The sequence below is a fragment of the Zhihengliuella halotolerans genome, assembly GCF_004217565.1.
GTDB classification, from domain to species: domain Bacteria; phylum Actinomycetota; class Actinomycetes; order Actinomycetales; family Micrococcaceae; genus Zhihengliuella; species Zhihengliuella halotolerans.
In genome coordinates this window covers 702,937-726,623 of record NZ_SHLA01000001.1, presented here as the reverse complement: position 1 = coordinate 726,623, position 23,687 = coordinate 702,937, and the positions used below count along the sequence as shown (strand labels likewise).

The window sequence follows — 23,687 nt, the reverse complement described above, 5'->3', positions numbered from 1 at the left end:
CGAAGAATCTCACAGAATCGGCTCCATGACCTCTGGTTCCAGCTCCCAGCCCGCGACGGCAGGTCGCGACCCCTTCGACGTCGCCGCCTTCACTGAACGCGTGAATGCGACGATCGTGTCGTTTCTGGACGAACAGCGAACGGTCATCGGAAGCATCTCCCCGCACGCCGACGAGCTGATCGCCAGCATCAACGACCTCACCGTGAATGGGAAGCGGCTGCGTCCGCGCTTCGCCTATCTCGGGTTCGTCGGCGCTGGCGGCGACGCGGACGACGAGGACGTCGTCCGGATCGGGGCCTCACTGGAACTGTTCCAGGCGGCGGCCCTGATTCACGACGATCTCATCGACCGTTCGGACACTCGGCGAGGCCAGCCGAGCGTGCACCGGCGTTTCGAGGCCCTGCACCGCGACGCCGGGTGGGCGCGCGATGCCGCCCGATTCGGCGAGGCCGCATCCGTCCTCGCAGGCGACCTCTGCCTGTCGCTGAGCGAGCAGATGTTCGGCACGACGACGGCGCCGCCCGCAGCCCGCCGCGTATACGACGCGATGCGGACGCAGGTCATGGCCGGCCAGTTCCTGGACGTGCTCGAGGAATCGGCCGGCCCGTCCTACGGGTCGGACGAGGCCGTCGCCCGCGCGCGCACGATCGTGCGATATAAAAGCGCCAAGTACTCGACGGAGAATCCGATGCTGCTCGGCGGCGCGCTGGCGGGGGCGGGCGATGACCTCCTGAAACAGTATTCGGCGTTCGCTCTGCCCCTCGGCGAGGCGTTCCAGCTGCGCGACGACGTGCTCGGCGTGTTCGGCGACCCCGCCACCACCGGCAAGCCGGCGGGCGACGACTTGCGCGAAGGCAAACGAACGGAGCTCATTGCCCACGCTCTTCTGCTCGGCACAGCGGCCGACTGCGAATTCGTCCAGAAGCGGCTCGGCGCCGACGACCTCACGACGAAAGAGGTCACGAGGATGTGTCGGATCCTGATCGATTCGGGCGCCCTCGCGGCCACAGAAGCCAGCATCAGCGAGCTGTCGGAGCAGGGCTTCGGCGCGCTGGCAGCTCTGCCGGTTCCTGCGGCCGTCCGGGACGCGTTGCGTCACCTTGGTCTGGCCGCCATCCGCCGCACGTCGTAGGCGGCGCTTTCTTTAGAAGCCAGCTGCCTGGGCGCGGCGGCGGATCTCGGTCTTTCGTCCTTCGCGTAGCGCTTCGATGGGCGTTCCCGGCAGGGACTCGTCCGCGGTGAAGAGCCATCCGATGAGCTCCTCGTCGTCGAATCCGGAGTCAGACAGGACCGTGATGGTCCCCTTGAGGCTGTCGAGCACCTCACCGTCTTTGAGGAAAGCCGCCGGAATGGCGCGGATCCGCCGCTCGCCGATGCGGTGCTCCACGAGCGCGCGGTCCCGGATCAGGCTGTGCACCTTGCGGATATCGATGCCCAATGCGTCAGCGACGTCGGGCAGGGGAAGCCAGTCGGCTACTAAGTTCTCAAGATTACTCACCTAACAAGGGTGCCACATGCAGCGGCCGAGGACGCCGAAAACGCGTCGGCGCGGGCGGACGGCCCCGCCTCGAAACGACACGCCCACCAGATAATTTCTCCTTGATAACGGTTTCTTCCCTCATAGGTCGTGGTGTAGATTCACAAGAGTCACACTCGCAACACGAGTCACAGAAGCATCACGGGGAAGATTCTTCTGCGGCACCGCGATCCGACCACGACAGAGGATTCCCATGCCACAGTTCAGCTCCGCTAGCGCACGAATGACCGAGACGAGCCGCACGGGCCGAAGCCGCGTCGCTTCCGGCACCGTAGCCGTCGCGACCCTTCCGGCCGTCATGCTGACCGGGATGGGTGCTGCGGCCCCGGCTCAGGCGGCACCGCCCGCTTCGCCCGCCCAGACGATGTCTCCCAAGACGGCGACCACGGCGAATATCGCCGCCGCGCAGAACCGAATCGCTGCCCACCTCGTGGCCTCCCAGATCCCCTCGAAGATCTCGACCGCGGTGCCGGCCTCCACTCCCAAGTCCGTGACGGTGAAGTCCGGGGACACGCTCTCGCACATTTCCGCGCGAAGCGGGGTCTCCCTCAGCACCATCCTCAAGGCCAACGACCTCTCGAGTTCGTCGGTGATCCGCCCCGGACAGAAGATCAAGCTCTCCGGCGGTTCGACGAACAAGGTCATCGCCTCGGCGGTAGCCTCCAACGGCACTGCCAAGCACTACACGGTGAAGCACGGTGACACGCTTTACGGCGTGGCCGCGCGTTACGACGTATCGCTGTCCAAGCTGCTCGCGATGAATCCGAAGCTCAAGAAAACCGCGATCATCCACCCGGGCCAGCGCGTCGTCGTCGCAACCAACAAGGTCACCACAACTTCGACTTCGAGCTCCTCCAGCTCATCGTCCTCGAGCTCCGCCAAGTCCTACACGATCAAGAGCGGCGACACGCTCTCGGGCATCGCGGCCAGCAACGGCCTGTCCCTGTCCAAGCTGCTCGAGATCAACAACCTCAAGAGCACCTCGACCATCTACGCGGGCAAAACCATCCGCCTCGCGGCCGGCTCCAGCTCCTCCAGCAGCTCCAGCAAGTCGTCGAACTCATCGTCCTCGGGCTCCGCCAAGTCCTACACGATCAAGAGCGGCGACACGCTCTCGGGCATCGCGGCCAGCAACGGCCTGTCCCTGTCCAAGCTGCTCGAGATCAACAACCTCAAGAGCACCTCGACCATCTACGCGGGCAAGACCATCCGCCTCGCGGCCGGCTCCAGCTCCTCCAGCAGCTCGAGCAAGTCGTCGAGCTCCTCCAGCTCATCGTCCTCGAGCTCCGCCAAGTCCTACACGATCAAGAGCGGCGACACGCTCTCGGGCATCGCGGCCAGCAACGGCCTGTCCCTGTCCAAGCTGCTCGAGATCAACAACCTCAAGAGCACCTCGACCATTTACGCGGGCAAAACCATCCGCCTCACGGCCGGCTCCAGCAGCTCGAGCAAGTCGTCGAGCTCCTCCAGCTCGTCCTCCTCCACGTCTTCGTCGTCGTCCTCGCGGACGCACACCGTCGCGTCGGGCGAGACTCTGTCGGGAATCGCCGGTAAGTACGGCGTGGGCCTGAGCAAGCTGCTCTCGACCAACGGCCTGAAGAACACGTCCGTGATCCACCCCGGGAAGAAGCTGAAGGTCCCGGGCTCCGGGTCGACTGAGGCGGCCGGCCAGCTGGTGCCCTCGACGTTCCTGCACTACAAGTACCCGGAAGCGACCGTCAAGAGCGCCAACGAGAACAAGGCAGTCCTGCTCTCACGCGATCTGCCGAATCGGGACGAGATGCGCAGCATCATCGCCTCCACCGCGCGCCAGTTCGGCGTAGACCCGTCGCTGGCGCTGGCCCACGCCTACCAGGAATCCGGCTTCAACGCGACAGCGGTATCCCCCGCCAATGCCATCGGCGCGATGCAGGTCATCCCCTCCTCCGGCGAATGGGCTTCGTCCCTCGTCGGACGCAAGCTGGACCTGCTGAACCCGCACGACAACGCCGTCGCGGGCGTCGCCATCATCGCCGCCCTGCAGCGCACGTCTGACAGCTTCGAAAACGGTATCGCCTCGTACTACCAGGGGCAGGGCTCCGTGCGCCGCAACGGCATGTACGACGACACGAAGGACTACGTGCGCTCGGTCAAGGCCCACCAGAAGAACTTCAAGTAGGCCGCAACAACCGGTTGCATGACGAAGGCCGGGCGGCGACCCCTGATGGGATCGCCGCCCGGCCTTCGGCGTTCCGTCTACGCAGCCCGGTCGACCGGCAGCGTCACCGTGACGCGCGTGCCTTTGCTCCGGCGCGGTTCCCAGCGGATCTGCCCGCCGAGCTCGCTCGTGACCAGCGTGCGTACGATCTGCAATCCGAGACCACTGGTCCCGGGCTCGCCGGTGATGCCGACGCCGTCGTCCGTGATCGTCACGTTCACGATCTCTCGTCCGCCCTCATCGACCGCCCGTTCCGCGTCGAGGCAAACGGTCCCATCATTCTCACCGAGGCCGTGCTCGACCGCGTTGGAGACGAGTTCGTTGATCACCAGCGACAGCGGGGTCGCGATCTCGCTCGGCAGGGCGCCGAACGTTCCCGTCCGCTCGGTCCGCACGATCTGCCCCGGCGACGCGACCTCGGCCGCGAGCCGGAACTGACGGTCGATTAACTCATCGAACTCAACATTCTGCGTCAGTCCCTGCGAAAGCGTCTCATGCACGAGCGCGATCGTCGCGACCCGGCGCATGGCTTGCTCGAGACCGGCCTTGCCCTCGTCGCTCTTCATGCGCCGGGACTGCATGCGCAGTAGGGCGGCGACCGTCTGCAGGTTGTTCTTGACCCGGTGATGGATCTCGCGGATCGTGGCGTCCTTGGTCACCAGTTCCATCTCACGACGGCGCAGCTCGGTGACGTCCCGGCAGAGCAGTACGGCACCGTAGCGGGACGCGCCGTCGCGCAGCGGAATGGCCCGCAGCGACAAGGTGACCCCATGGGCGGAGATCTCCGTTCGCCACGGCATCCGGCCGGAGAGGACCAACGGCAGTGCCTCGTCGGACATCCGCCTGACCTTCAGAAGCGCCGCCGCCAACTCCGGCAAGGACCTCCCCTCGAGGCTGTCGCTGCCGCCGAGCCGGCGGAAGGCCGAGACGCCGTTCGGGCTCGCGTATTCAACCACGCCGTGCCTGTCGAGCCGGATCATCCCATCGCCGACGCGGGGCGCACCCCGGCGCGACCCCGTGGGCGACGTGAAGTCCGGCCAGATGCCCTGGTGGCACATCGTGAGGATGTCCCTGGCACACTGGCGGTACGTGATCTCAAGCCGCGACGGGAGCCGTGAGCCGCCCAGATCCATATGTGTCGTCACGACGGCGAGCGTCCGGCCCGCCCGCCGCAGGGGAACGGCCTCGATCTGCATCGATCCGTCCCCCTTGGCGAGCTGAAACTCGCCCGAGTGCCACGCTCGGTCCACGAGGGACTTGAGGTCCTTGCGGATGCGTTCGCCCACGAAGTCCGTGTGGAAAACCGTGTGGCTCGTCGACGGGCGAACGTGCGCCAAGGCGACGTAGGAGCCATCCGGCCCCGGATGCCAGAGCACGAGGTCCGCGAATGCAAGATCCGCGACAAGCTGCCAGTCCCCCACCAGGAGGTGCAGCCAGTCCTCGTCCCCCGGACCGAAGTCCGCATAGGGCCGGATGGTCTCCGTAATGATCGCCACGTTACCTCCGCACGATTGAGCGCAACAGTCGCAAAGCTACCGACAAGGATGCCATGTCGTCACGTTCCTGACTGTTGACCTCGTCGAAGACGTGCTTGACCCTCGAGAGGTTCTTCTGCTGGGCGACCTCCCAGGCCTCCAGCTGCTCGTCCGGCGTGCCGTCGGGAGTGATGCTCATCGCAGAAAGCGCGATATCGAGCGCCGTCGTGTAGATGTCGTCGCGCAGACCAGCACGCGCCAGCGACTGCCAACGATCCTCCCGCGGCAGCTTGGTGATCCGAACCAGCAGCGAGTCGATCTCGAAGCGCTCGTAGACCGCGTAGTAGACGGCCGCGAGCTTATCGGCGTCGACACCCGTCTCGTGGGCTGCCTGAGCAATGTCCAGCAACGGGAACGTCTCGAACTGTTCCGACCAGCGCTTGGCCAACCCGTCCCCGATCCCCCACTCGGTCGCCAGCTCTCGCAGCTCCGCAACGCGGTCCGCATCGGCGCCGCGCAAGAGTTCCGGCATCCGGGCGCTGAGGCGCTGAACGGTCGGGCGGAACTGGTCGATGACATCCTGCACTCCCATGTCACCGACATGCGAAATGAACCAACGCGTGGTCCGGTCCAACATGCGCCGGACGTCCAGCTGGAATTCGCACCACTGCTCGGTCGGGAAGGAGACGGGCAGTTCATGCACGTCACGGAAAACCTGATCGAATTCGTAGATCTTCTCGAGGGCAACGAACGCCCTCGCCACCGTCGCTTCGGAGGCACCCGTCTCTTCCACCACGCGGAAGGCGAAGGTGATCCCGCCGCGGTTGACGATGTCGTTCGCGATGGTTGTCGCGACGATCTCCTGGCGCAGCGGATGGGCCAGAATGTCGTCGCGGAAGCGCTCCCGCAGTTGCGAGGGGAAGTAGTCGAGAAGCGTCTGGTCGAAATACGGATCGTCGGCGAGACGCGCCTCGGTCAGTGCCGACGTCAGATTGATCTTGGCGTAGGCGGCGAGCACCGAGAGTTCGGGCGATGTCAGTCCCTGTCCGGCGGACCGCCGTCGTGCGAGCTCCGTTTCGGATGGCAGGAACTCCAGCTCGCGATCGAGGCCCGCGTTCTCCTCCAGCCAGTCCATCAAACGCTCGAAGCTCGCGTTCCACGAACTCATCTTCTGACGGTCGTTGACCAGGAGAACGTTCTGATCGAAGTTGGTCTTGAGGACCAAGCTGGCGATTTCGTCGGTCATCGACTCCAGGAACGCGGCGCGATCGTCGGCGGCGAGCTTGCCGCCAGCCACCAGCCGGTCCACGAGGATCTTGATGTTGACCTCGTGGTCCGAGCAATCCACACCGGCGGAATTGTCGATCGCGTCGGTGTTCACGAGCACTCCGTTGAGAGCCGCCTCGACGCGACCCAGCTGGGTCAACCCGAGGTTTCCGCCTTCGCCGATCACGCGTGCCCGCATCTCACTGCCATCCACACGAATCAGGTCGTTGGCGCGATCGCCAACGTCCGTGTGCGATTCGCTGCTCGACTTCACATACGTCCCGATGCCGCCGTTGTAGAACAGGTCGACCGGCGCCCGCAGAATGGCCTTGAGCAGCTCCGGCGGGGTCAGCTTGGTGACGTTCCCGTCAAGGCCCAGGACCTCGCGCACCTGGGGCGACACCGGGATGGTCTTGGCGTGGCGCGGATAGACCCCGCCACCCTCGCTGATGAGGTCCCCGTCGTAGTCGGCCCAGCTCGACCGCGGAAGCCTGAACAGCCGTTGGCGTTCCTCGAACGAGGTGGCCGCGACCGGGGCGGGATCCAGGAAGATGTGCCGATGATCGAAGGCCGCGACGAGGCGAATATGACGCGAGAGCAACATGCCGTTGCCGAAGACGTCGCCGCTCATATCACCGACACCGGCGACCGTGAAGTCCTCCGACTGGGTGTCGAGATCCAGTTCCATGAAGTGGCTCTTGACTGACTCCCACGCGCCACGCGCCGTGATGCCCATGGCCTTGTGGTCGTAGCCTACGGAGCCGCCGGAGGCGAAGGCGTCGCCGAGCCAGTGGCCGACCTCGAGGGAGATCTCGTTGGCGATGTCCGAGAACGTCGCCGTCCCCTTGTCGGCAGCGACAACGAGGTAGGTATCGTCTCCGTCCAGACGGACGACGTCGGCCGGAGGGATCACCGTCTGCGTCCCGTCCGGTGCGATGTCGAGGTTGTCCGTCACCGACAGCAGCGACCGAATGAACACGCGGTACGCGGCCTTACCGGCCTCGAACCACGCACCGCGGTCGACGGCAGGGTCGGGCAACTGCTTCGCGTAGAAGCCGCCCTTGGCGCCGTCCGGCACGATGACGGCATTCTTACTGACCTGAGCCTTGACGAGACCGAGCACCTCCGTACGGAAATCTTCACGACGATCCGACCAGCGCAGTCCGCCTCGGGCGACCGCGCCGAACCGCAGGTGCACGCCCTCGACGCTCGGCGAGTAGACCCAGATCTCGTACTTCGGGCGTGGGAAGGGGGCGCCGTCGATATCCTCCGGGCTGAGTTTGAAGGCCAGCGCGTCGGCGCCCTGAGCGTAGTAATTCGTCCTGAGCGTCGCGGCGATGACGTTCTGGAAGCGGCGCAGCAGGCGGTCGGCGTCCAGCGTCGCAACCTGCTCGAGACCCGTGGCGAGGGCAGTCTGCGCCGAGTCCACGGCGGCGTCTCGTTCGGCGTCGGCCAGGTCCGGTCGGAAGGTCGCGTCGAACAGGTCGATCAGCGCCTGGGACACGTCCGGGTTGGCCAGCAAGGTGTCCCCCATGAACTCGTAAGAGTTCGAGTTGCCGAGCTGCCGCAGGTACTTGGCGTAGGCGCGCAGGATGCTGACCTGGCGCCACGTCATGTGCTGAGCCAGGATGAGGCGATCGAAGACATCCGTCTCGGCGAGGCCCAGAGCGACGGCGCGGTACGCCTCCCCGAGCAGGTCGTAGGCCTCGGACGCGTCTCCGCCCGTCGGGAAGCGGAGGCCGAACACGTAGAGGTAGAGCTCCGTGGAATCGGCGCGACGGATGACGTACGGGGTCTCGTCGATGACCTCCAGTCCCTGATTGGTCAGCACGGGAAGGATCCGGCTCAGCGACATCGTCGCGTCGACGTAGATCTTCAACCGGGCGGTCAAACCGCGCGCAGCCTCCTCGGCGGTGGCCGGGCGGATCCGCACGACGGGGCCTCGGTGGTCCGGCGATTCGAGAAGGGTGAACTCCGCGATGTCATCCAACGCGTCCTCGACCTCGAAGGCGACGCGGTAGGCCGCCGGGAAGGCCGCAGCCCACTGCTGGATGAGCCCCTTGGCCTCGTCCGGGTGGCGCTCGGCCAGTACCTGGGAGACACCTTCGGGCCAGGACCTGACAGCACGGACGAGCCGCTTCTCCAACTGCTTGCGGTCGACGTCCGGGACCTCGCCGCCCTTGGGCAGCCGGATGCGGAAGAAGACGCGCACCAGCGCCGATTCGCTCATGTGCACTTCGAAGTCGAGTGACTCCGAGTTGAACGTCTCCTGCAGCTCGTCCTCGATACGACGCCGGACGTTGGTCGTGTAGCGGTCGCGAGGGACGAACACGAGCGCGGACATGAACCGCCCGTACGTGTCCGGGCGCAGGAAGACTCGCGTCACGCGGCGCTCCTGGAGCTTCAGGATGCCCATGACGGTCTCGTAGAGGTCGTCGACCTCGATCTGGAAGAGCTCGTCCCGCGGGTACGCCTCAAGGATGGCGACGAGGTCCTTGCCGGAGTGGGACTGGGCGGTGAAGCCGGCCCGGCGGCGCACGGCGTCCACTTTCTTCCGGACGACGGGGATGTCCCGCACCGATCGGATGTAGGCGCTCGACGCGAACAGGCCGATGAAACGGCGTTCGCCGGTCACGTTCCCCTGGTCGTCGAAGGACTTCACACCGATGTAATCGAGGTAGACGCTGCGGTCCACGCGCGAGCGCCGGTTGGCCTTCGTGATGACGAGCGGCGACCGTTCCCGCGCGTGGGCACGGCCCAACGAATTCAGCTGCTGCAGAGTCGAATCCGGGTTGCTCCGGCGCATCAGCCCGAGACTGCTGTCGAGTTGAATCTCGAGAGCATCTTCGCCATCGGACCGGATCAGGTCGTACTCGCGGTAGCCCAGGAAGGTGAAGTGTCCGTTGTCGAGCCAGCGGAGCAGGTCCGCCGCCTCTTCGAGCCCGTCCACGTCGAGCATGGCGCGCTTCGCTTCGAGATCGGCGACGATCTCCTGCACCTTGTTGCGCATGAGCTGCCAGTCGTCCACGGAAACGCGGACGTCGGCGAGGGCGGCTTGGACACCGGCGACGATCTCATCGCACTGTTCTTCGGTCTTCTCGTCGGAAAGCTGCACCGCGATCCAGGATTCGATCTTGGTGTCCGCGTCGGCGTTCTGGAGGAACTGGGCCATGCTCGGCAGCGTGGCCGTGTCGCCGCTGGAAATCGGCGCGACCGTCGAAATCGGATCGACGTTGGTCAGTTGACCGGTCGAGTGATCGCGCTGGACGACGAACGTCGGGTGCGTGACCAGCGAAATCGCATACTTCTGCCGGACGATCTCGGCAACTACCGAGTCGACCAGGAACGGCATATCGTCCGTGACGACGTAGACGACGGTTCGACCGTCGTCGTTCCTCGTGGCTACGAGCGCCTGGTCGGGCTGGCGTTCGAACCCGAGCCGGAGATGAGTCTCAACGCGCTGATCGAGATCTACGTCATTGTAGTTCTCGGCGTCCTCTTGGGCGAGGTGCCCATAGTAGGACTCGGCGAATGAGGGAGCGAGTGTGTCAGCGATGAACCGATCGGCCATGCTGGACCCCGTCGACATAATTTAGGCCTCCATGTCAAGACATTTCTGCCGCGTCTTCGCGACATGGGTCCAGCCTATCTCGTCCGCTTTACCCCTGCGGCACACCACCACCGCGCCGACGCGAGAAGAGGTTCCGTCGAGGGGTCACGTCGTTGCCGGCCAGGCGGGCGATCGCTACCCGCAGATCGGAGTCAGGACTCGACTCCGCGAACGCGTTTCCCTTCAGCAGCGCCGCCGCAGTCGACTCGGCGTCCCAGGGAAGGTATCCCCTGATCGGCGTCCGCGGGCCGAAGCGCTCCCACGTTTCGCGAAGCTGACGCTCCGGGTTGGGTCCCAGCGCGGACCGGGACATCTTGTTGAAGATCACCCGCGGCAGCTGGTCAGGCAGCAGCTCCGACAATTGCTCGAGCGCCTTGATCATCCGCGGCACGCCCACGGCATCCGCCTGCCCGACCGCAATCACCTCGTCTGCGTTCTCGAGCACGGCCAACGTCGCGGCGTTCCGCTGCGGTGCGGCGGTATCGAAGGACAGCTCCTCGTCCTGTTCGAGGAATGCCGCCACGTCCACGACGATCACGTCCACGATCGTACGCAAGTAGCTGAGTACTCGCTCGAGCGAAGACTTCCGCAACTCCGGCCAACGCTGCGGGCGAGGCAGCCCCGTCGCCACGCGGATACGCGCCCCAGCGACGGGGAGGACCGGGCAGGCCCGCTCGAAGCTAGCGCGATCCAGCACACCTTGATCGGAGAGGCGACAGAGCTGAGCGATACCGGCGGACTCCTCCATGAGTCCGAGATGGACGGAGACGCTGGCACCGTACGTGTCGGCGTCGACGAGTGCAACCGTCGAACCCGCGAGCGCGGACTCCACCGCGTAGTTGACCGCGAAGGTGGTCCGACCGGGCGCGCCCGTCGGCCCCCACACCGCGATGACCTGGCCCGAGGGCGGTTCGGCGGCGGGCTCCACCATTTCGTCCGGTCCGCGACGGCGCCCGGTGGAGGGTTCAGGCGCAGTCGACATCGTCAGTTCGAAGAGATCGGCGAGTGCCTGCGGCGACGCGGTGGCCGATTCGCACGTCACGCCGAGATCGCGCAGCCGTGCACGCTCGCCCGGGTCGTCGGCAAGTGCCACGACGACGGCGCCGCGCTCGAGTAGTGCGTCGGCAACGTGAGCGTCGACGTCGGGCGACGGCCCTGCGAGCAGGACGGCGTCGGCGAGACCGGATTCCACCAGGGCAATCGTCTCGAAGATATCGTCGCACTGGCGCGCCACCGTGACGGGGCCGCGGATGCCCTCGATCCCGTCACTGACGCCGAGGGTGTCGCCCCACACGACCAGTGAGACGTTCACTCGTCGCCCCCGACTGCGGTGTAGACGACGGTGATCTTCGAATCGTTCGCCAGAGCCCCCAAAAGGGCGGGAAGCTCGTCGTCAGTCACGAGCAGTTCGAGATTGGTACCGCTGGTCCCACCGAATCCTGACTGGATGTCCGACACGGCGGCGACCTCGACCCGTTCGAGAATCCGCTCCGGATCGGAGAAGTTGTTGCCGGTTCCAGCGGGCGCAGCCGACCAGACGTCCACGTGTCCACCGACGCTGATGGCGTTGGAGATCGCACCGGCGACGGGAACCGAGACCGGCTTGCGGCCCTGTTGGTCAGTACCGACGATGGCACGCGCCGGAACGAGCTCGCCAGCCTTGACGAAAGCCGAGGCCCGGGTGCCGCTCTTGAGCGGGTCGCTGGCGGAAACGTACAGGTCCTCGATACCGTCGACGCGCACCTCGACGACTGACAGGTCGTCGACGCTGATCCGCTCCCCCACGGTGAGATCGTCCTTCGCCGCGTAAACGCTGACGGTCCGATCCAGCGCGGTCACGAGTCCGACGACGCCCGCGATGGAGGCGACGACCAGCAACAGCCCGATGATCAGCCGAGGATCGCGCCAGCCTGGTCGTTTAAGTCGTTTCGTCTCGGCCTGGGCTGTTGTGCCTTCTGCGCTCACGCGTCTTCCTTCTCTCGCTTCAGCCCCCAGGTCCTGTGCACTGGTCGCTCGGCTGTCGGGTTAAGACTAGACATGAGATGTATCAGGCTGCGACATGTATGTCATTTTTGTGGATAACCCGGTCTCGTCATCAGGACCTTCGCTGGATGACCGCCACAGCGGCCAGTGGCAGCACCTGACGGGCCGTGATGGCGCCCCGCTCCGGCAGCTCCCCCGGCGCATGTACGGCGACCTGCAGGAAGTCCGTGCCCACGTAGTCGATGGTGCCCGTCACAGCCACCTCGCCGTCCGTGGCGAAAATCGTCACCGCCGACCGGTCGCGGGCGATCGCCCGCAGCGCCAGACGCAGGCTGATGCGGGCCCGGTCGGTCGAGCCGACTCGCTGGCCGCGCCCTTCTATGGAACGGATGGCCCCCGTGAACACGATGTACTCGAGGGCGCCGGACCTGAGTGCTACCCAGCCGGAACCCGAAGTACGCAACACGCCCGAAAAGCGCTGCCCACCCAAGGTGACGAGATCGACCTCCTGCCCCACCCAGGCGACGAGGCGGCCCGCCATCGGAACCTGCGAACGCTCGTAGCTGACCATCTCCTGGATCTCGGCGGTCCGACCGCGCGCAGCCTCGCCGTTGAGCTGAGCCTCAAGATCTGCAAAAAGAGTTTCCCACCGCATGCCTCCACCTTAGATGCCTGATCAGCCCTCGGACGAGGCCGCCCGCACCCCTCGCGTGCGTCGGAATTGCTACGACAGCTCTGGACAGGATAGATCTAAGCTGCAAACATAAAGCTTGTAAAAACATCAAACAGCACCAAAACGCAAGGTTTGGGTGCAGGCCACCTGTTCCGGTGGATGAGCTACGGGAGTACGCATGTGGGGACATGAGGGGACCGAACCACGATCCCTGACGACGGGGCACCAGCAGTGCCGGACGCGGGAGACCGCAGCGCGGGTCAGGGTGTCCCCGGCCGACGTCGTCTTGACCGTCTGCCTGCTCCTGCTGGGCGCCCTCGTCGCCGGGGCCGGGGCGCTCATCTGGCGAAACCAGGTGGGTGGCGCTTTCGACCTCGACCGGATCGCCGCGCACGCCGTACCCCGCAGCCTGAGCGAGCTGGAGAATGTGCTGGCGTTGGCTTTCTGCGCCATCGGCATCCTCACTCTGCTGTGGTGGGCGCTGTCGATGACGGCGGCGATCACCGGCGCCCTCCTGCTGCGCCTCCACAAGCCGCGGGCCGCGCAGCTCGTCGCACGCTGGTCGCCGGCCTGCATGCGCCGAGTGGCCACCGCCGTGCTGGGTGTGCAGCTCATCGCGGCTCCCGGGGCTTTCGCCGCCGACCTCCCCGCTTCCTCTGCCCACGATGACCGGTCCGTGACCACCGAGGCAGCACCGTCTCCCCTCTGGTCGGCAGTCCAGTCCGACGACGTGCCGTCGCCGGCGTGGGGTCCTTCCCTCCATGGTCCCCAGTTGGACCGCGTCCTCGACACGACCCAGCTTGCGGAGGCGGTGACGCCAGTCTCCGCTGAGGTGGAACTGCCCGGAGAGCCAGCACCGTCGCCGGTCTGGACCCCCGGTCGCACCGCGCCGGAGATCGACCGCGTCCTCGGCTCGACCCGCCCGGCGAGCGACGAGGTCGTCGTCACGGCCGGAGACACGTTGTGGAGCATCGCTGCCGCCGCTCTCGGGCCGGAGGCCACGAGCGCCGAGATCGCCGCCGAATGGCCCCGCTGGTACGACATGAACCGTGACGTCATCGGGCCAGACCCCGATCAGTTGGCGGTCGGCTCGGTCCTCACGCCCCCGACGGACACCCCCCTTTCCTAGTATCACCGCAATCGCATTCGACGCACTTCAGAGGAGACATCATGACTGCCCTGGCAAACAACGAAGAGCCGCTGCACTCCGACCGCGACCAGGACGCTCGCGCCCTGCCCGAGCTGCTCGCCGACGCCAACGATCAGAACTCACTGCGTGTTATCCGGCTTTCCGATATCCGCCGCCGGTCGGCGGAGGCGGCCCAGCCGGTACGCCGATTCAGCGACCTCTTCGCGGCCGGCGACGAGTCCTCGGCTCCCGTGACGCCGTTCCCCGCTCTCCGTGCCGAAGAGCGGGGGAACGCCGGCGAGAAGTCCACCGACGCGGAGGCCGAGCGCCCCGCTTCTTGGCCGCCCGCCTCGGATGCCCTGGCCGCTGAACGACTCAAGCGCAGACTCACGGCCGAGTACCGCGAGGTCTCGCACATCGCACGGGTCGTTGGCCAGTGCGCCTTCGAAGTCCTCAATGGCACCCGTTCACTGACGCAGATGAACCGCTGGCTCGATCTGTCCGCCATGGACCGCCTCCGCGAACGGGTCTCGCTGTCGCTGGCGGGCGCTCAGTCGACGTCACGCGTGAAGCGGACGACGACGGTCCGCCGCTCGCGCCTCTGCAGGATCTCGGACGACGTCTACGAGGCGACCGTGACCGTCCAGTGCAACGACCGCATCCGCGCGGCGGCGCTTCGTCTGGAGCGTCGCCGGGGTCAATGGCGGGTTAACGCACTGGAACTCGGCTAGGAACCGTCAAGGTTCCCGCCGAGTTCCAGCGACCGCCAGGGCCTATTTGCGCTTCTTGGCCTTCGTCCGGCGATCCGCGCGATTGCCCGACTTCTCCGCAGACTGACGCTCGACCTTCGTCGCCGCCTGCCCCGTCTCGTTCGGAGCCGTGTACTGCAGGCTCGCGGGCTTAGCCGGAGCATCGAGCCCCGGCGTGACGAAGCTCGGAGTCTCCGTCGCCGATCGAGCATCCTTGACGCCCGGCAGATTCACGCTGGCCTGCTGTTTCGTCTCCACCTTGATGTTGAAGAGCATGCCGATGCTCTCCTCCCGGATGGCCTCCATCATCGTCTGGAACAGGACGAATCCCTCACGCTGATACTCGACCAGCGGATCGCGCTGTGCCATGGCGCGGAGGCCGATACCCTCCTTGAGATAGTCCATCTCGTAGAGGTGCTCCTGCCACTTCCTCCCGATGACGCTCAAGACAACGCGGCGTTCGAGCTCGCGCATATTCTCGGAACCGACCGACTCCTCACGTGCCTCGTACTGAAGACGGGCGTCGGAGAGCAATTCCTCGTGCAGCAGGTCCGACGTCAGGTTGCCGCGTCCGCCTGCCTCCTCCGCCACATCGTCGAGAGTGACCGACACCGGGTACAGCTGCTTGAGGTTGACCCAGAGCTGCTCCAGATTCCACTCATCCGGGTTCCGCTCGCTGGTCGCTTCCTGCACCATCGCTGTGATGACGTCTTCCAGGAAGTGCTGGACCTTCTCGTGGAGGTCGTCTCCCTCGAGGATGCGACGGCGGTCGCCATAGATGGCCTCACGCTGACGGTTCAGCACGTCGTCGTACTTCAAAACGTTCTTGCGCTGCTCGGCGTTGGTGGACTCCACCTGCGCCTGGGCCGTCTCGATGGCCTTTGAAACGATCCGGGACTCGAGCGCCATGTCGTCGGGCAGGTTCGGATTACTCATGATCCGCTGCGCCGCTGCCGCGTTGAACCGCCGCATCAGCTCATCGGTCATCGACAGGTAGAAGCGCGATTCGCCCGGATCTCCCTGACGGCCGGAACGACCGCGCAACTGGTTGTCGATACGCCGGGACTCGTGCCGCTCAGTACCCAACACGTAGAGGCCGCCGAGCTCGCGGACCTCGGACGCCTCGGCCTCCACCCTGGCCTTGGCCTCTTCGAAGACGCCGCTCCAGACCTTCTCGTACTCTTCGGCATTCTCCTCGGGATCGAGTCCGCGGCGACTCATCTCGGAGACCGCCAGGAACTCCGCGTTGCCGCCGAGCATGATGTCGGTACCGCGACCGGCCATGTTCGTGGCCACCGTCAAGGCTGACTTGCGTCCGGCCTGGGCGATGATGGCCGCCTCACGCGCGTGTTGCTTCGCGTTGAGGACCTCGTGGCGAATGCCCGCCTTGGCCAGCTTGCGCGAGAGGTATTCGCTCTTCTCGACGCTCGTCGTGCCGACGAGGACCGGCTGACCGGCCGCGTGGCGTTCGACGAGGTCTTCGACGACGGCGTCGAACTTCGCGATCTCATTCTTGTAGATGAGATCGGCCTGGTCCTTGCGCTGCATCGAACGGTTCGTCGGGATCTCGACGACGCCGAGCTTGTAGGTGCCCATGAACTCCGCGGCTTCGGTCGTCGCCGTGCCCGTCATGCCCGAGAGCTTCTCGTACAGGCGGAAATAGTTCTGCAGGGTGACCGTCGCCATCGTCTGGTTCTCGGCCTTGATCTGCACACCTTCCTTGGCCTCGATGGCCTGGTGCATGCCCTCGTTGTAGCGACGGCCGGCCAGGGTGCGGCCTGTGTGCTCGTCGACAATCAGGATCTCGCCGTTCATGACGACGTAGTCCTTGTCCTTCGTGAACAGCTCGCGCGCTTTGATCGCATTGTTCAGGAAGCCGATCAACGGCGTGTTCGCCGTCTCGTACAGGTTGTCGATGCCGAGGTGGTCCTCGACCTTCTCGATGCCCGGCTCCAGGACGCCCACGGTGCGCTTCTTGATGTCGATCTCGTAGTCGACGTCCACCTCGAGGCGCCGGACGATGCGAGCGAACTCGGTGAACCAGCGATTCACGTCGCCCTGGGCCTGGCCCGAGATGATCAGCGGCGTGCGCGCCTCATCGATCAGGATCGAGTCGACCTCATCGACGACGGCGAAGTGGTGACCGCGCTGGACCAGTTCGTCCTTCGACCACGCCATGTTGTCGCGCAGGAAGTCGAATCCGAATTCGTTGTTGGTGCCGTAGGTGATGTCGGCGTTGTACTGCTCGCGGCGTTTGGCGGGATCCTGCTTGGAGAGGATGCAACCGCTGGTCAACCCGAGGAAACGGAAGACGCGGCCCATGAGGTCCGACTGGTACTCGGCCAGGAAGTCGTTCGTCGTGATGATGTGCACTCCCTGGCCCGTGAGGGCGTTCAGGTAGGCCGGCGCCGTCGCGACAAGAGTCTTGCCTTCACCGGTTTTCATCTCGGCGATGTTCCCGAGGTGCAGGGCCGCACCGCCCATGAGCTGGACGTCGAAATGGCGCATTCCCAGGGTTCGGCCCGCCGCTTCACGAACCGTGGCGAAGGCCTCCGGCAGGAGCGAGTCGAGGCTCTCGCCGTCCTGGTAGCGGGCCTTGAACTTGTCCGTCTCGGCGCGAAGTTCCTCATCCGTGAGGGATCGAAACTCTTCCTCGAGTGCATTGATTGCACTGACGTACCGGCGAAGACGCTTCAACGTCTTCTTGTCGCCGGTGCGCAGGACGCGTTCTAGCAGTGACGCCACGTGGTAGCTCCATATTCTTCGGCACAGGAATTCTGGCTAGGTCAGTCTACGTGAGACACGATCGGACCCCGCCACTTGTTCCCGCTCGGTGAGGCGGATCCGGGCTTTTGCGCCTGATAGCTGAATTTCTCACAAAACGACGCCGGGCGGGGCGCCCATTGGGGACGCTCCGCCCGGCCGTGATTGTCGGACTGGGTTAGATGGCTGCGGCGGCCGCAGCCTGTTCGCGGTAGTGGCGCGTTTCGATGGTCTCTTCATCCTGGCACTCTTCGTCCAGGGTAATGATCCCGTAGGACCAGCCCTTGCGGCGGTACACCACCGACGGACGGTCGGTGGCGTCGTCGACGAACAGGTAGAAGGGGTGGCCGACCATTTCCATCCGGTCGACGGCATCGTCCACGCTCATCTTGCTGGCGGGGAAGATCTTGCGCCGGATCTCCACCGGATTCTCGTCGGGCACCTGCCCGTTCTGCTCGGCGTGCTGGTTCGCCACGGCGACGTGCAAGGGGACGTCGGTCTGGACGGGATCGAGGCCACCCGTGGCTTCGAAAACAGCGGTCGGCGTGTGCCGTCCGTGATGCACCTTCTTCTTGTCGCGCGCTCGACGCAGACGCTCAAGCAACTTGGCGAAAGCCTGATCGAAGGCCGCGAACTTGTCTCCGGCCTTGGACTCGGCGCGGATCGCGGGTCCCCGCGTGACCACCGAGAGCTCAACCGTCAGCTGAGTGTCCGGCTGCTTCGAGTGGGGCTCCTTCGTCACCTTGATGTCGAGCCTCTGGACCTTTGCGGCCAGCTGCTCCACCTTGCCAACCTTCTCCGAGACGTACTCGCGGAATCGATCGGAAACGCTGATGTTGCGTCCGGTGAACGTCATCTCCATGGTGTCCTCCTGCTTCTTCGGGTGACACAACAACGGCTGAAGAGTTTCCTCCTCTCAGCCGCTGAAGATGGGTGCTTACCCTCTCCTCTGAGGTGCCCATACTCCACCGTAATTCACGCCGGCCTAGAATCAACCCTTTCACCGGAGATTTCTAGTTCTCTCTCAGCAGACACGCCCCTCGGGTCATGCGTCGCGGCGATCGAGACGGCGCCCGCCACGTACGCTCCGGCGGCCGTCAGGACGCGGTGCGCCTCCCCCAGAGTCGCCCCCGTGGTCAAGACGTCGTCGACCAGCAGACAGACGCGTCCGGCGACTTCTGACGCCACGACCTTCCTCCGCAGCCGCATCGTTCCGCGGACCGCCGTGCGTGCGCGCCGGCCCCGGCTCTTCTGGTGCGCTCCGCCGCGTTGTGGGTGGGCGCTCAGGGCAGAGCGGGGCACCTGAGCGCCCACCCGGCGGCACAGCGAGTCCGCGGCGGCGGCAACCCTGCGGAGAAAACCTTCAGGCACCAGCTGCGGCCAGGGTTCTCGGACGGAGAGCACGTCGGCAAGGGTGCACCCTGCAGGAAACAGCCCCCGGCGCTCGATCCAGTTCATCAACGCGAGCACGGGCGCGAAGCCGCGTTCGATGAGCGTGGAACGCCGACCCGGGACGGGAACGAGCAGGATCTCCGGCCCTGAGCCGCCATCCCACCAAGCGGCGGCCTCGACCGCCACGGGGTGCATGGCCTGCAGAGCGCCGGCCAGGGCCGGGCCGAGCACCTCCTGGAGTTGAAGGCGCTCCCGGTCCTTATAGGCGAGGATCACGGCGCTCACTTCCCCGGCATAGTGTCCCGCCGCGACAACTGGCACGGGGACGTCGAAATCATCCACGGGCAGTGACTCCGCCGCCTCTTCAACTCGGAGCGGCCTCACCGTGCGTTGCCGGAACCGGGCGTGACAGCGCGGGCAGAGCACGAAATCGGGTCGCCCGCAGCTCACGCAGTCAGTGGGCGCGACCAGACTTGCGAACTCCATCAATGCTGCCCTGACCGCCGCACCACGATCTCCGAGCAGCGCGCGATCCATAATCTGGCCACCCCGGCGCCGTGCTCTTCTGCCTGTCCTCCCGCTCATCGCGCCTCCTCCGCCCTCCGAAAGGACCACGTTGACATCAGCAGACGCGCGCGCGGCGCCGTCCTCGTGGAGTGTGGAGAACCAGCCCCGTCGCCAAGGCTGTGGACGGAGCGTCAGATTATCCCGGGTAGGCCAGGTCGGAGGCCTCTCCATCCTGTTTCTTCCAGACGGACGAGACGCGTGAGTACACCCCGTCGGGTGTCTCCGCGTAGATGATGCGGTTGCCGGGTCCACTGGCGAAGTTAGTCATGCCCAGCAGCGGCGTGAAGAGGTCGGAGCCCCCGTCGAGATCGAGGCGCTCAGCGCTGACGGACTCGTCGTCGCTCTCGTCGTAGACGATCACGGAGCTCGCCGAGTCCCAGACGGCCTTGCTCGCCGGCACGCTGGCCTGCAGAGCGACCGGCTCCGTGAAGCCCCTCGGCACACCGTTGGAATCGCGCACCAGGCCGACGATGAGGACCTCGGATTCGGCACCGTCGTTCGTCACGACGACGGCTCGCGTGCCGTCCAGGGAGACGCGGAAGGACGTGACGGTGAGGTCGTCGAGCCAGTCCGAAGCGATAGTGCGGCTCGCCTTGTCGTGCACCGTCCCATCGACCGGGGCCCGCACGACGGTGACTTCACCCGTCGCCGAGTCGACGGTCCAGTGCCAGCCGTGCACGTCGATGCTCGGCCGGACCAGACGCTGGCCCGTCACGGCAGGCTCCGCCTCGCCGCCGACGACCATGACCATCTGAGTCCGGTCGCGGTTCAGGAACGAGTACTGATTGTCATAGTCCTGGCCTGCAGGGGACATCGCCGGGTCCCGCGGGCCGTAGGCGCTGATGTCCTGCAGATTGCCGATCGCCAGTACGCCGCCGCCCTGGTAGAACACCAGCTGGTCGTCGGCTATGGCGATCTGCGTGTCGCCGACGCTCGGTGCCGCGCTCACGGTCCGAAACTCGCCGGACTGGTCGCCGATCGACACCGGCGTCTGGTTCAGCGTCATGACCACGCTGCTGATTCTGTTGATGCCACGCAGGGTCAGTTCGAGCTGCTGTTTCATGCGCTGTCGGCGGAGGTCGGGCGCGTCCTCGAAGACCTGCTCGGTCAGGTCGACCGTGGCTTGCTGCGCCTCTACGGGAACCGAATTCCTCGCCAGCGCGCTCCCCTCCGGGAAGGCATTGACGACGGCGTTCTCCAGATACGGCGACGGCCCCGCCAGTAGAGCGGTGACGAGCGTGGCAGCCAGCGATTGGCGCGTCGCGTACCAGCGATAGTCCGGCACGGCATAGGTGTAGGTCGGGTCGTAGAAGTACAACGGGTAGGACGCGAAGACCGCGTCGAAGTCGCTCTCCTCGACCATCGTCCCATCGGGCAGATCGGCAATGCGCCACTGACCGTCGATCTCCTGCAGGGTGACTTCGACGGTTTCGATGCGCGGCTGCTCGTGACGTGTCATCCGACCGAACGCATCGATCTCCGCGACGATCGCGAATTCCAGACTGTAACTGCCCGCACCGACATTGGAAGCGATGTTCGGGCGGTCCTCGTAGACGAACGTCCGGGCGGTCGCCAGCCAGCTGCGGGAGAGCTGAGGCGCGAGGAATTGCCGCGCCGTGTCGTAGTCGTCCGCAGGTGAGAGCCCGGCCGTGATGAACCCGGAGATGATGTCCTCGGGTTCGGCGTCCTCCTCAGGCCCGGCAGGGTCGAATGCGTAGTCGATGGCGTCCGGCCGAGTGTTGTCAGGGGCGCTCGTCCCCACGGGCCCGCTCGTCGGAATGGCGGCGCAGCCGGTAACGACGAGGGCCGCGCACGCGAAGACCGCCAGCAGTCGAACAAAGTTCACTCGGATCACGTCGAAACCCCCTCGTGCGTCGATGGTGCCGGTTCATCGGGGGGCAGTGCGAGCGGCGGATCTTTGATGTCCGCGCCGACGCGTCGGGGAAGGGTCAACCTGAAGCACGCGCCCTTGCCGACCTCGCCCCAAGCGTCCAGGTGGCCGCCGTGGAGACGAGTGTCCTCCGTTGCGATGGAGAGGCCGAGGCCGCTGCCGCCCGTCGTGCGGGCACGGGCCGGGTCGGCCCGCCAGAACCTGTCGAATACTCGCTGGGCCTGTTCCTTCGTCATGCCGACGCCGTGATCGCGCACGGCGACGGAGACGGCACTGTCGTTCCCGGCGATGTACACGTCGATGGGCAGACCCTCTGAGTGCTCTACCGCGTTCATGACGAGGTTCCGGATCACGCGTTCGATCCGCCGCGGATCCATCTCCACGATGCAGGTGCCCTCGTTGTGGATGCGCAGCTCGGAACCGAGCTGTTCGCTGTGCGGTCGCGCCGTGTCCAGAACGCGGTTGACGACAGGCATCATGTCGAAGTCATCGGCGTCGAGGGCGGCGGCGCCGGCGTCGAACCGAGAGATCTCAAGGAGGTCGTTGAGGAGCGACTGAAAGCGCTCGACCTCGTTGTAGAGGAGCTCTGCGGAACGCTGGTTGATGGGGTCGAACGAACCACGGGCATCATGCAGCACCTCAGCCGCCATCGCGACCGTCGTCAGGGGTGTGCGGAGTTCGTGGGAGACGTCGGAGACGAACCGCTGCTGCATCTGGGACAGCGTCGCCAGCTGGACGATCTGGTCTTGGAGATTGCCGGCCATGTGGTTGAACGAGATGCCGAGGCGGGCGAGTTCGTCCTCGCCGCTCACCTCCATGCGCTGTTCGAGATGACCCGAAGCCAGCCGCTCGGAGGCCGCGGCCGCCGTGGAGACCGGACGGACGACGAGCCGGGTGGTGTACCAGGCGATGACGCCGATGACAGCCAGAAGAAGGGCTCCGGCCAGGCCGACGGTCCGGTGGAAGAAGCCGAGGGTTTCCTGCACGCTGGAGAGATCGTAGATCAAGTAGAGGCCGTAGTCGCGTCCGGGCGGCAGGGAGACGCGCGTTCCGAAAGCCAGCCCCGGCACCTCTACATTATCCTTGACGTACGACATCGACTCCCAGTAGACGCCTGGGCCCTCGCGAACCGCCTGGTCCAATTCCACCGGGACGACGCTCGTCGTCAGACCGGGGCTGGCAATGGCCGAGACGTACGGATTGTCGTCGGCCGGTAACGGATCCAGGACGAAGAGGCGCTGGACGTTGACGCCGTCGCCTTCGACGCTTTGGAGCGTGTCGGTGACATCGGTCTTGACCTGATCGGGATCCGTGGCCTCGAGCGAATCGAAAGTGGCCTTGACGTTGTTCAGGCCGCTGACCGCTTCCGTCTCGACCTGGCGAAAGCGCTCGTCGAATAGTCCCGTGGCGATCTGCTGGGACAGGAAAAGTCCCGTTGCCCCGAGCGCGAGAGCCGACAGCGTCGCCGTCACGGCGACAACGCGCAACTGAAGGGAGCGCTTCCAGGCCATGCCGGCCAAGCGCCACACGATGCGCGGGCGCCGAAGAAGCCGTCGTGCCCAGGCCATGGTGCGGCCCGGGGCGGGTGTGCTGGTCAGTTGGTCCCCGCCTTGTAGCCGACTCCGCGCACGGTCATGACGACCTCCGGCTTCTCCGGATCGATCTCCACCTTGGAGCGAAGCCGCTGGACGTGGACATTGACGAGGCGCGTGTCGGCGGCGTGGCGGTATCCCCACACCTGCTCGAGGAGCAGTTCGCGACTGAAGACCTGCCACGGCTTGCGAGCCAGCGCGACGAGCAGTTCGAATTCCAGTGGCGTCAGCGAGATCGGCTCACCCGCACGCGTCACGGTGTGGCCGGCCACGTCGACCGTCAGGTCGCCGATGCGCAGCGTCTCCGGTGCGTGCTTCTCCCCCGGGCGCAGACGCGCCTTCACACGCGCGATGAGCTCCGCCGGCTTGAACGGCTTCGGAACATAGTCGTCGGCTCCGGACTCGAGACCCCGGACGACATCGGCCGTGTCGGACTTCGCCGTCAGCATCACGATGGGCACATCGTCCTCTGCGCGAATCTGTCGGCAGACCTCGATGCCGTCGACCCCCGGGAGCATCAGGTCGAGCAGGACGAGGTCAGGCTTCGAATCGCGGAAAGCGTCCAGCGCTTTCGCGCCGTCATTACAGAAGAAGGGTTCGAAGTCATCGTTACGAAGAACGATGCCGATCATCTCCGCGAGCGCGTCGTCGTCGTCAACCACCAAGATCCGGGCTTTCATGACTTCCCTTCGTCGCAAACTAGAAGCGGCGGGGCCGCATACACCTAGCTTTCAGCCTAGCGGGTCACCGCGACCACGACATCCTCCGGCACGCCACCGCTACATATCCGCAATTCAAAATCGGGTTGCTCAATCATCAAATAGAGTGGATGTCGGGAAATACCCGCTCCTTACTCGTCGACC

Annotated in this window: 16 protein-coding genes; 4 read left to right on the top strand and 12 right to left on the bottom strand. The window is 65.6% G+C overall.

Annotated elements, in window-relative coordinates; all coding sequences use genetic code 11:
• Positions 1-25 precede the first annotated feature (25 nt).
• Positions 26-1,132: a polyprenyl synthetase family protein gene (locus tag EV380_RS03225; RefSeq protein WP_130449312.1), complete on the top strand. Its 1,107-nt coding sequence runs from the start codon at positions 26-28 to the stop codon at positions 1,130-1,132.
• Positions 1,133-1,144: 12 nt separating this feature from the next.
• Here EV380_RS03225 and EV380_RS03220 read toward each other — a convergent pair whose 3' ends face one another.
• Positions 1,145-1,498 (bottom strand): Rv2175c family DNA-binding protein, encoded by a 354-nt coding sequence (locus EV380_RS03220; RefSeq protein ID WP_102161669.1) that lies wholly within the window; start codon positions 1,496-1,498, stop codon positions 1,145-1,147.
• Between the two features lie 262 nt (positions 1,499-1,760).
• Between EV380_RS03220 and EV380_RS03215 the strand changes: the two genes are divergently transcribed.
• On the top strand, positions 1,761-3,695 hold the full coding sequence (locus tag EV380_RS03215) for a LysM peptidoglycan-binding domain-containing protein (protein WP_207219296.1): 1,935 nt from the start codon (positions 1,761-1,763) through the stop codon (positions 3,693-3,695).
• Positions 3,696-3,772: 77 nt separating this feature from the next.
• Here the strand turns inward: EV380_RS03215 and EV380_RS03210 are convergent, their stop codons facing one another.
• The 5 genes from EV380_RS03210 to EV380_RS03190 all read right to left on the bottom strand — a co-directional run bounded on the left by EV380_RS03210 (position 3,773) and on the right by EV380_RS03190 (position 12,723).
• A complete protein-coding gene (locus tag EV380_RS03210; protein ID WP_102158014.1) occupies positions 3,773-5,230 on the bottom strand; it encodes a sensor histidine kinase in 1,458 nt (485 codons plus the stop codon).
• Position 5,231: 1 nt separating this feature from the next.
• A complete protein-coding gene (locus tag EV380_RS03205; RefSeq protein ID WP_130449308.1) occupies positions 5,232-10,064 on the bottom strand; it encodes an NAD-glutamate dehydrogenase in 4,833 nt (1,610 codons plus the stop codon).
• 70 nt (positions 10,065-10,134) lie between these two features.
• Entirely contained in the window at positions 10,135-11,397 is a 1,263-nt protein-coding gene (locus tag EV380_RS03200; RefSeq protein WP_130449306.1) for a CpaE/TadZ family protein, read from the bottom strand.
• Positions 11,394-12,050 (bottom strand): CpaB family protein, encoded by a 657-nt coding sequence (locus EV380_RS03195; RefSeq protein ID WP_130449304.1) that lies wholly within the window; start codon positions 12,048-12,050, stop codon positions 11,394-11,396. The genes EV380_RS03200 and EV380_RS03195 overlap by 4 nt, the downstream gene beginning before the upstream one ends.
• Before the next feature lie 130 nt (positions 12,051-12,180).
• The gene (locus EV380_RS03190) at positions 12,181-12,723 is read right to left on the bottom strand and encodes a hypothetical protein (protein WP_102158018.1); all 543 of its coding nucleotides are present in this window, start codon (positions 12,721-12,723) and stop codon (positions 12,181-12,183) included.
• A gap of 196 nt (positions 12,724-12,919) precedes the next feature.
• On the opposite strand from EV380_RS03190, the gene EV380_RS03185 reads away from it, so the two are divergent.
• Positions 12,920-13,870, top strand: a complete 951-nt coding sequence (locus EV380_RS03185; protein ID WP_130449302.1) for a LysM peptidoglycan-binding domain-containing protein — start codon at positions 12,920-12,922, stop codon at positions 13,868-13,870.
• Between the two features lie 41 nt (positions 13,871-13,911).
• Complete coding sequence (locus EV380_RS03180) at positions 13,912-14,601, top strand: Rv3235 family protein (protein WP_130449300.1); 690 nt, start codon at positions 13,912-13,914, stop codon at positions 14,599-14,601.
• Between the two features lie 42 nt (positions 14,602-14,643).
• On the opposite strand, the gene secA is transcribed toward EV380_RS03180, so the two are convergent.
• The 6 genes from secA to mtrA all read right to left on the bottom strand — a co-directional run bounded on the left by secA (position 14,644) and on the right by mtrA (position 23,504).
• Positions 14,644-17,364, bottom strand: a complete 2,721-nt coding sequence (gene secA / locus EV380_RS03175; RefSeq protein WP_130449298.1) for a preprotein translocase subunit SecA — start codon at positions 17,362-17,364, stop codon at positions 14,644-14,646.
• Between the two features lie 196 nt (positions 17,365-17,560).
• Positions 17,561-18,244, bottom strand: coding sequence for a ribosome hibernation-promoting factor, HPF/YfiA family (hpf, locus tag EV380_RS03170; protein WP_102158022.1), 684 nt, complete (start codon positions 18,242-18,244; stop codon positions 17,561-17,563).
• Between the two features lie 113 nt (positions 18,245-18,357).
• The gene (locus EV380_RS03165) at positions 18,358-19,059 is read right to left on the bottom strand and encodes a ComF family protein (RefSeq protein WP_242607487.1); all 702 of its coding nucleotides are present in this window, start codon (positions 19,057-19,059) and stop codon (positions 18,358-18,360) included.
• A gap of 418 nt (positions 19,060-19,477) precedes the next feature.
• Complete coding sequence (locus EV380_RS03160) at positions 19,478-21,187, bottom strand: LpqB family beta-propeller domain-containing protein (protein ID WP_130449296.1); 1,710 nt, start codon at positions 21,185-21,187, stop codon at positions 19,478-19,480.
• A 5-nt stretch (positions 21,188-21,192) separates the two neighbouring features.
• The gene (mtrB, locus tag EV380_RS03155; RefSeq protein ID WP_130449294.1) at positions 21,193-22,800 is read right to left on the bottom strand and encodes an MtrAB system histidine kinase MtrB; all 1,608 of its coding nucleotides are present in this window, start codon (positions 22,798-22,800) and stop codon (positions 21,193-21,195) included.
• A gap of 26 nt (positions 22,801-22,826) precedes the next feature.
• Positions 22,827-23,504, bottom strand: a complete 678-nt coding sequence (mtrA, locus tag EV380_RS03150; protein ID WP_102158026.1) for an MtrAB system response regulator MtrA — start codon at positions 23,502-23,504, stop codon at positions 22,827-22,829.
• Positions 23,505-23,687 lie beyond the last annotated feature (183 nt).

Coding starts and splice junctions, on each gene's coding strand:
- EV380_RS03225 (WP_130449312.1), top strand. CDS start 26: ATGACCTCTGGTTCCAGCTCCCAGCCCGCGACGGCAGGTCGCGACCCC.
- EV380_RS03215 (WP_207219296.1), top strand. CDS start 1,761: ATGACCGAGACGAGCCGCACGGGCCGAAGCCGCGTCGCTTCCGGCACC.
- EV380_RS03205 (WP_130449308.1), bottom strand. CDS start 10,064: ATGTCGACGGGGTCCAGCATGGCCGATCGGTTCATCGCTGACACACTC.
- EV380_RS03190 (WP_102158018.1), bottom strand. CDS start 12,723: ATGCGGTGGGAAACTCTTTTTGCAGATCTTGAGGCTCAGCTCAACGGC.
- EV380_RS03185 (WP_130449302.1), top strand. CDS start 12,920: ATGTGGGGACATGAGGGGACCGAACCACGATCCCTGACGACGGGGCAC.
- EV380_RS03180 (WP_130449300.1), top strand. CDS start 13,912: ATGACTGCCCTGGCAAACAACGAAGAGCCGCTGCACTCCGACCGCGAC.
- hpf (WP_102158022.1), bottom strand. CDS start 18,244: ATGGAGATGACGTTCACCGGACGCAACATCAGCGTTTCCGATCGATTC.
- mtrB (WP_130449294.1), bottom strand. CDS start 22,800: ATGGCCTGGGCACGACGGCTTCTTCGGCGCCCGCGCATCGTGTGGCGC.
- mtrA (WP_102158026.1), bottom strand. CDS start 23,504: ATGAAAGCCCGGATCTTGGTGGTTGACGACGACGACGCGCTCGCGGAG.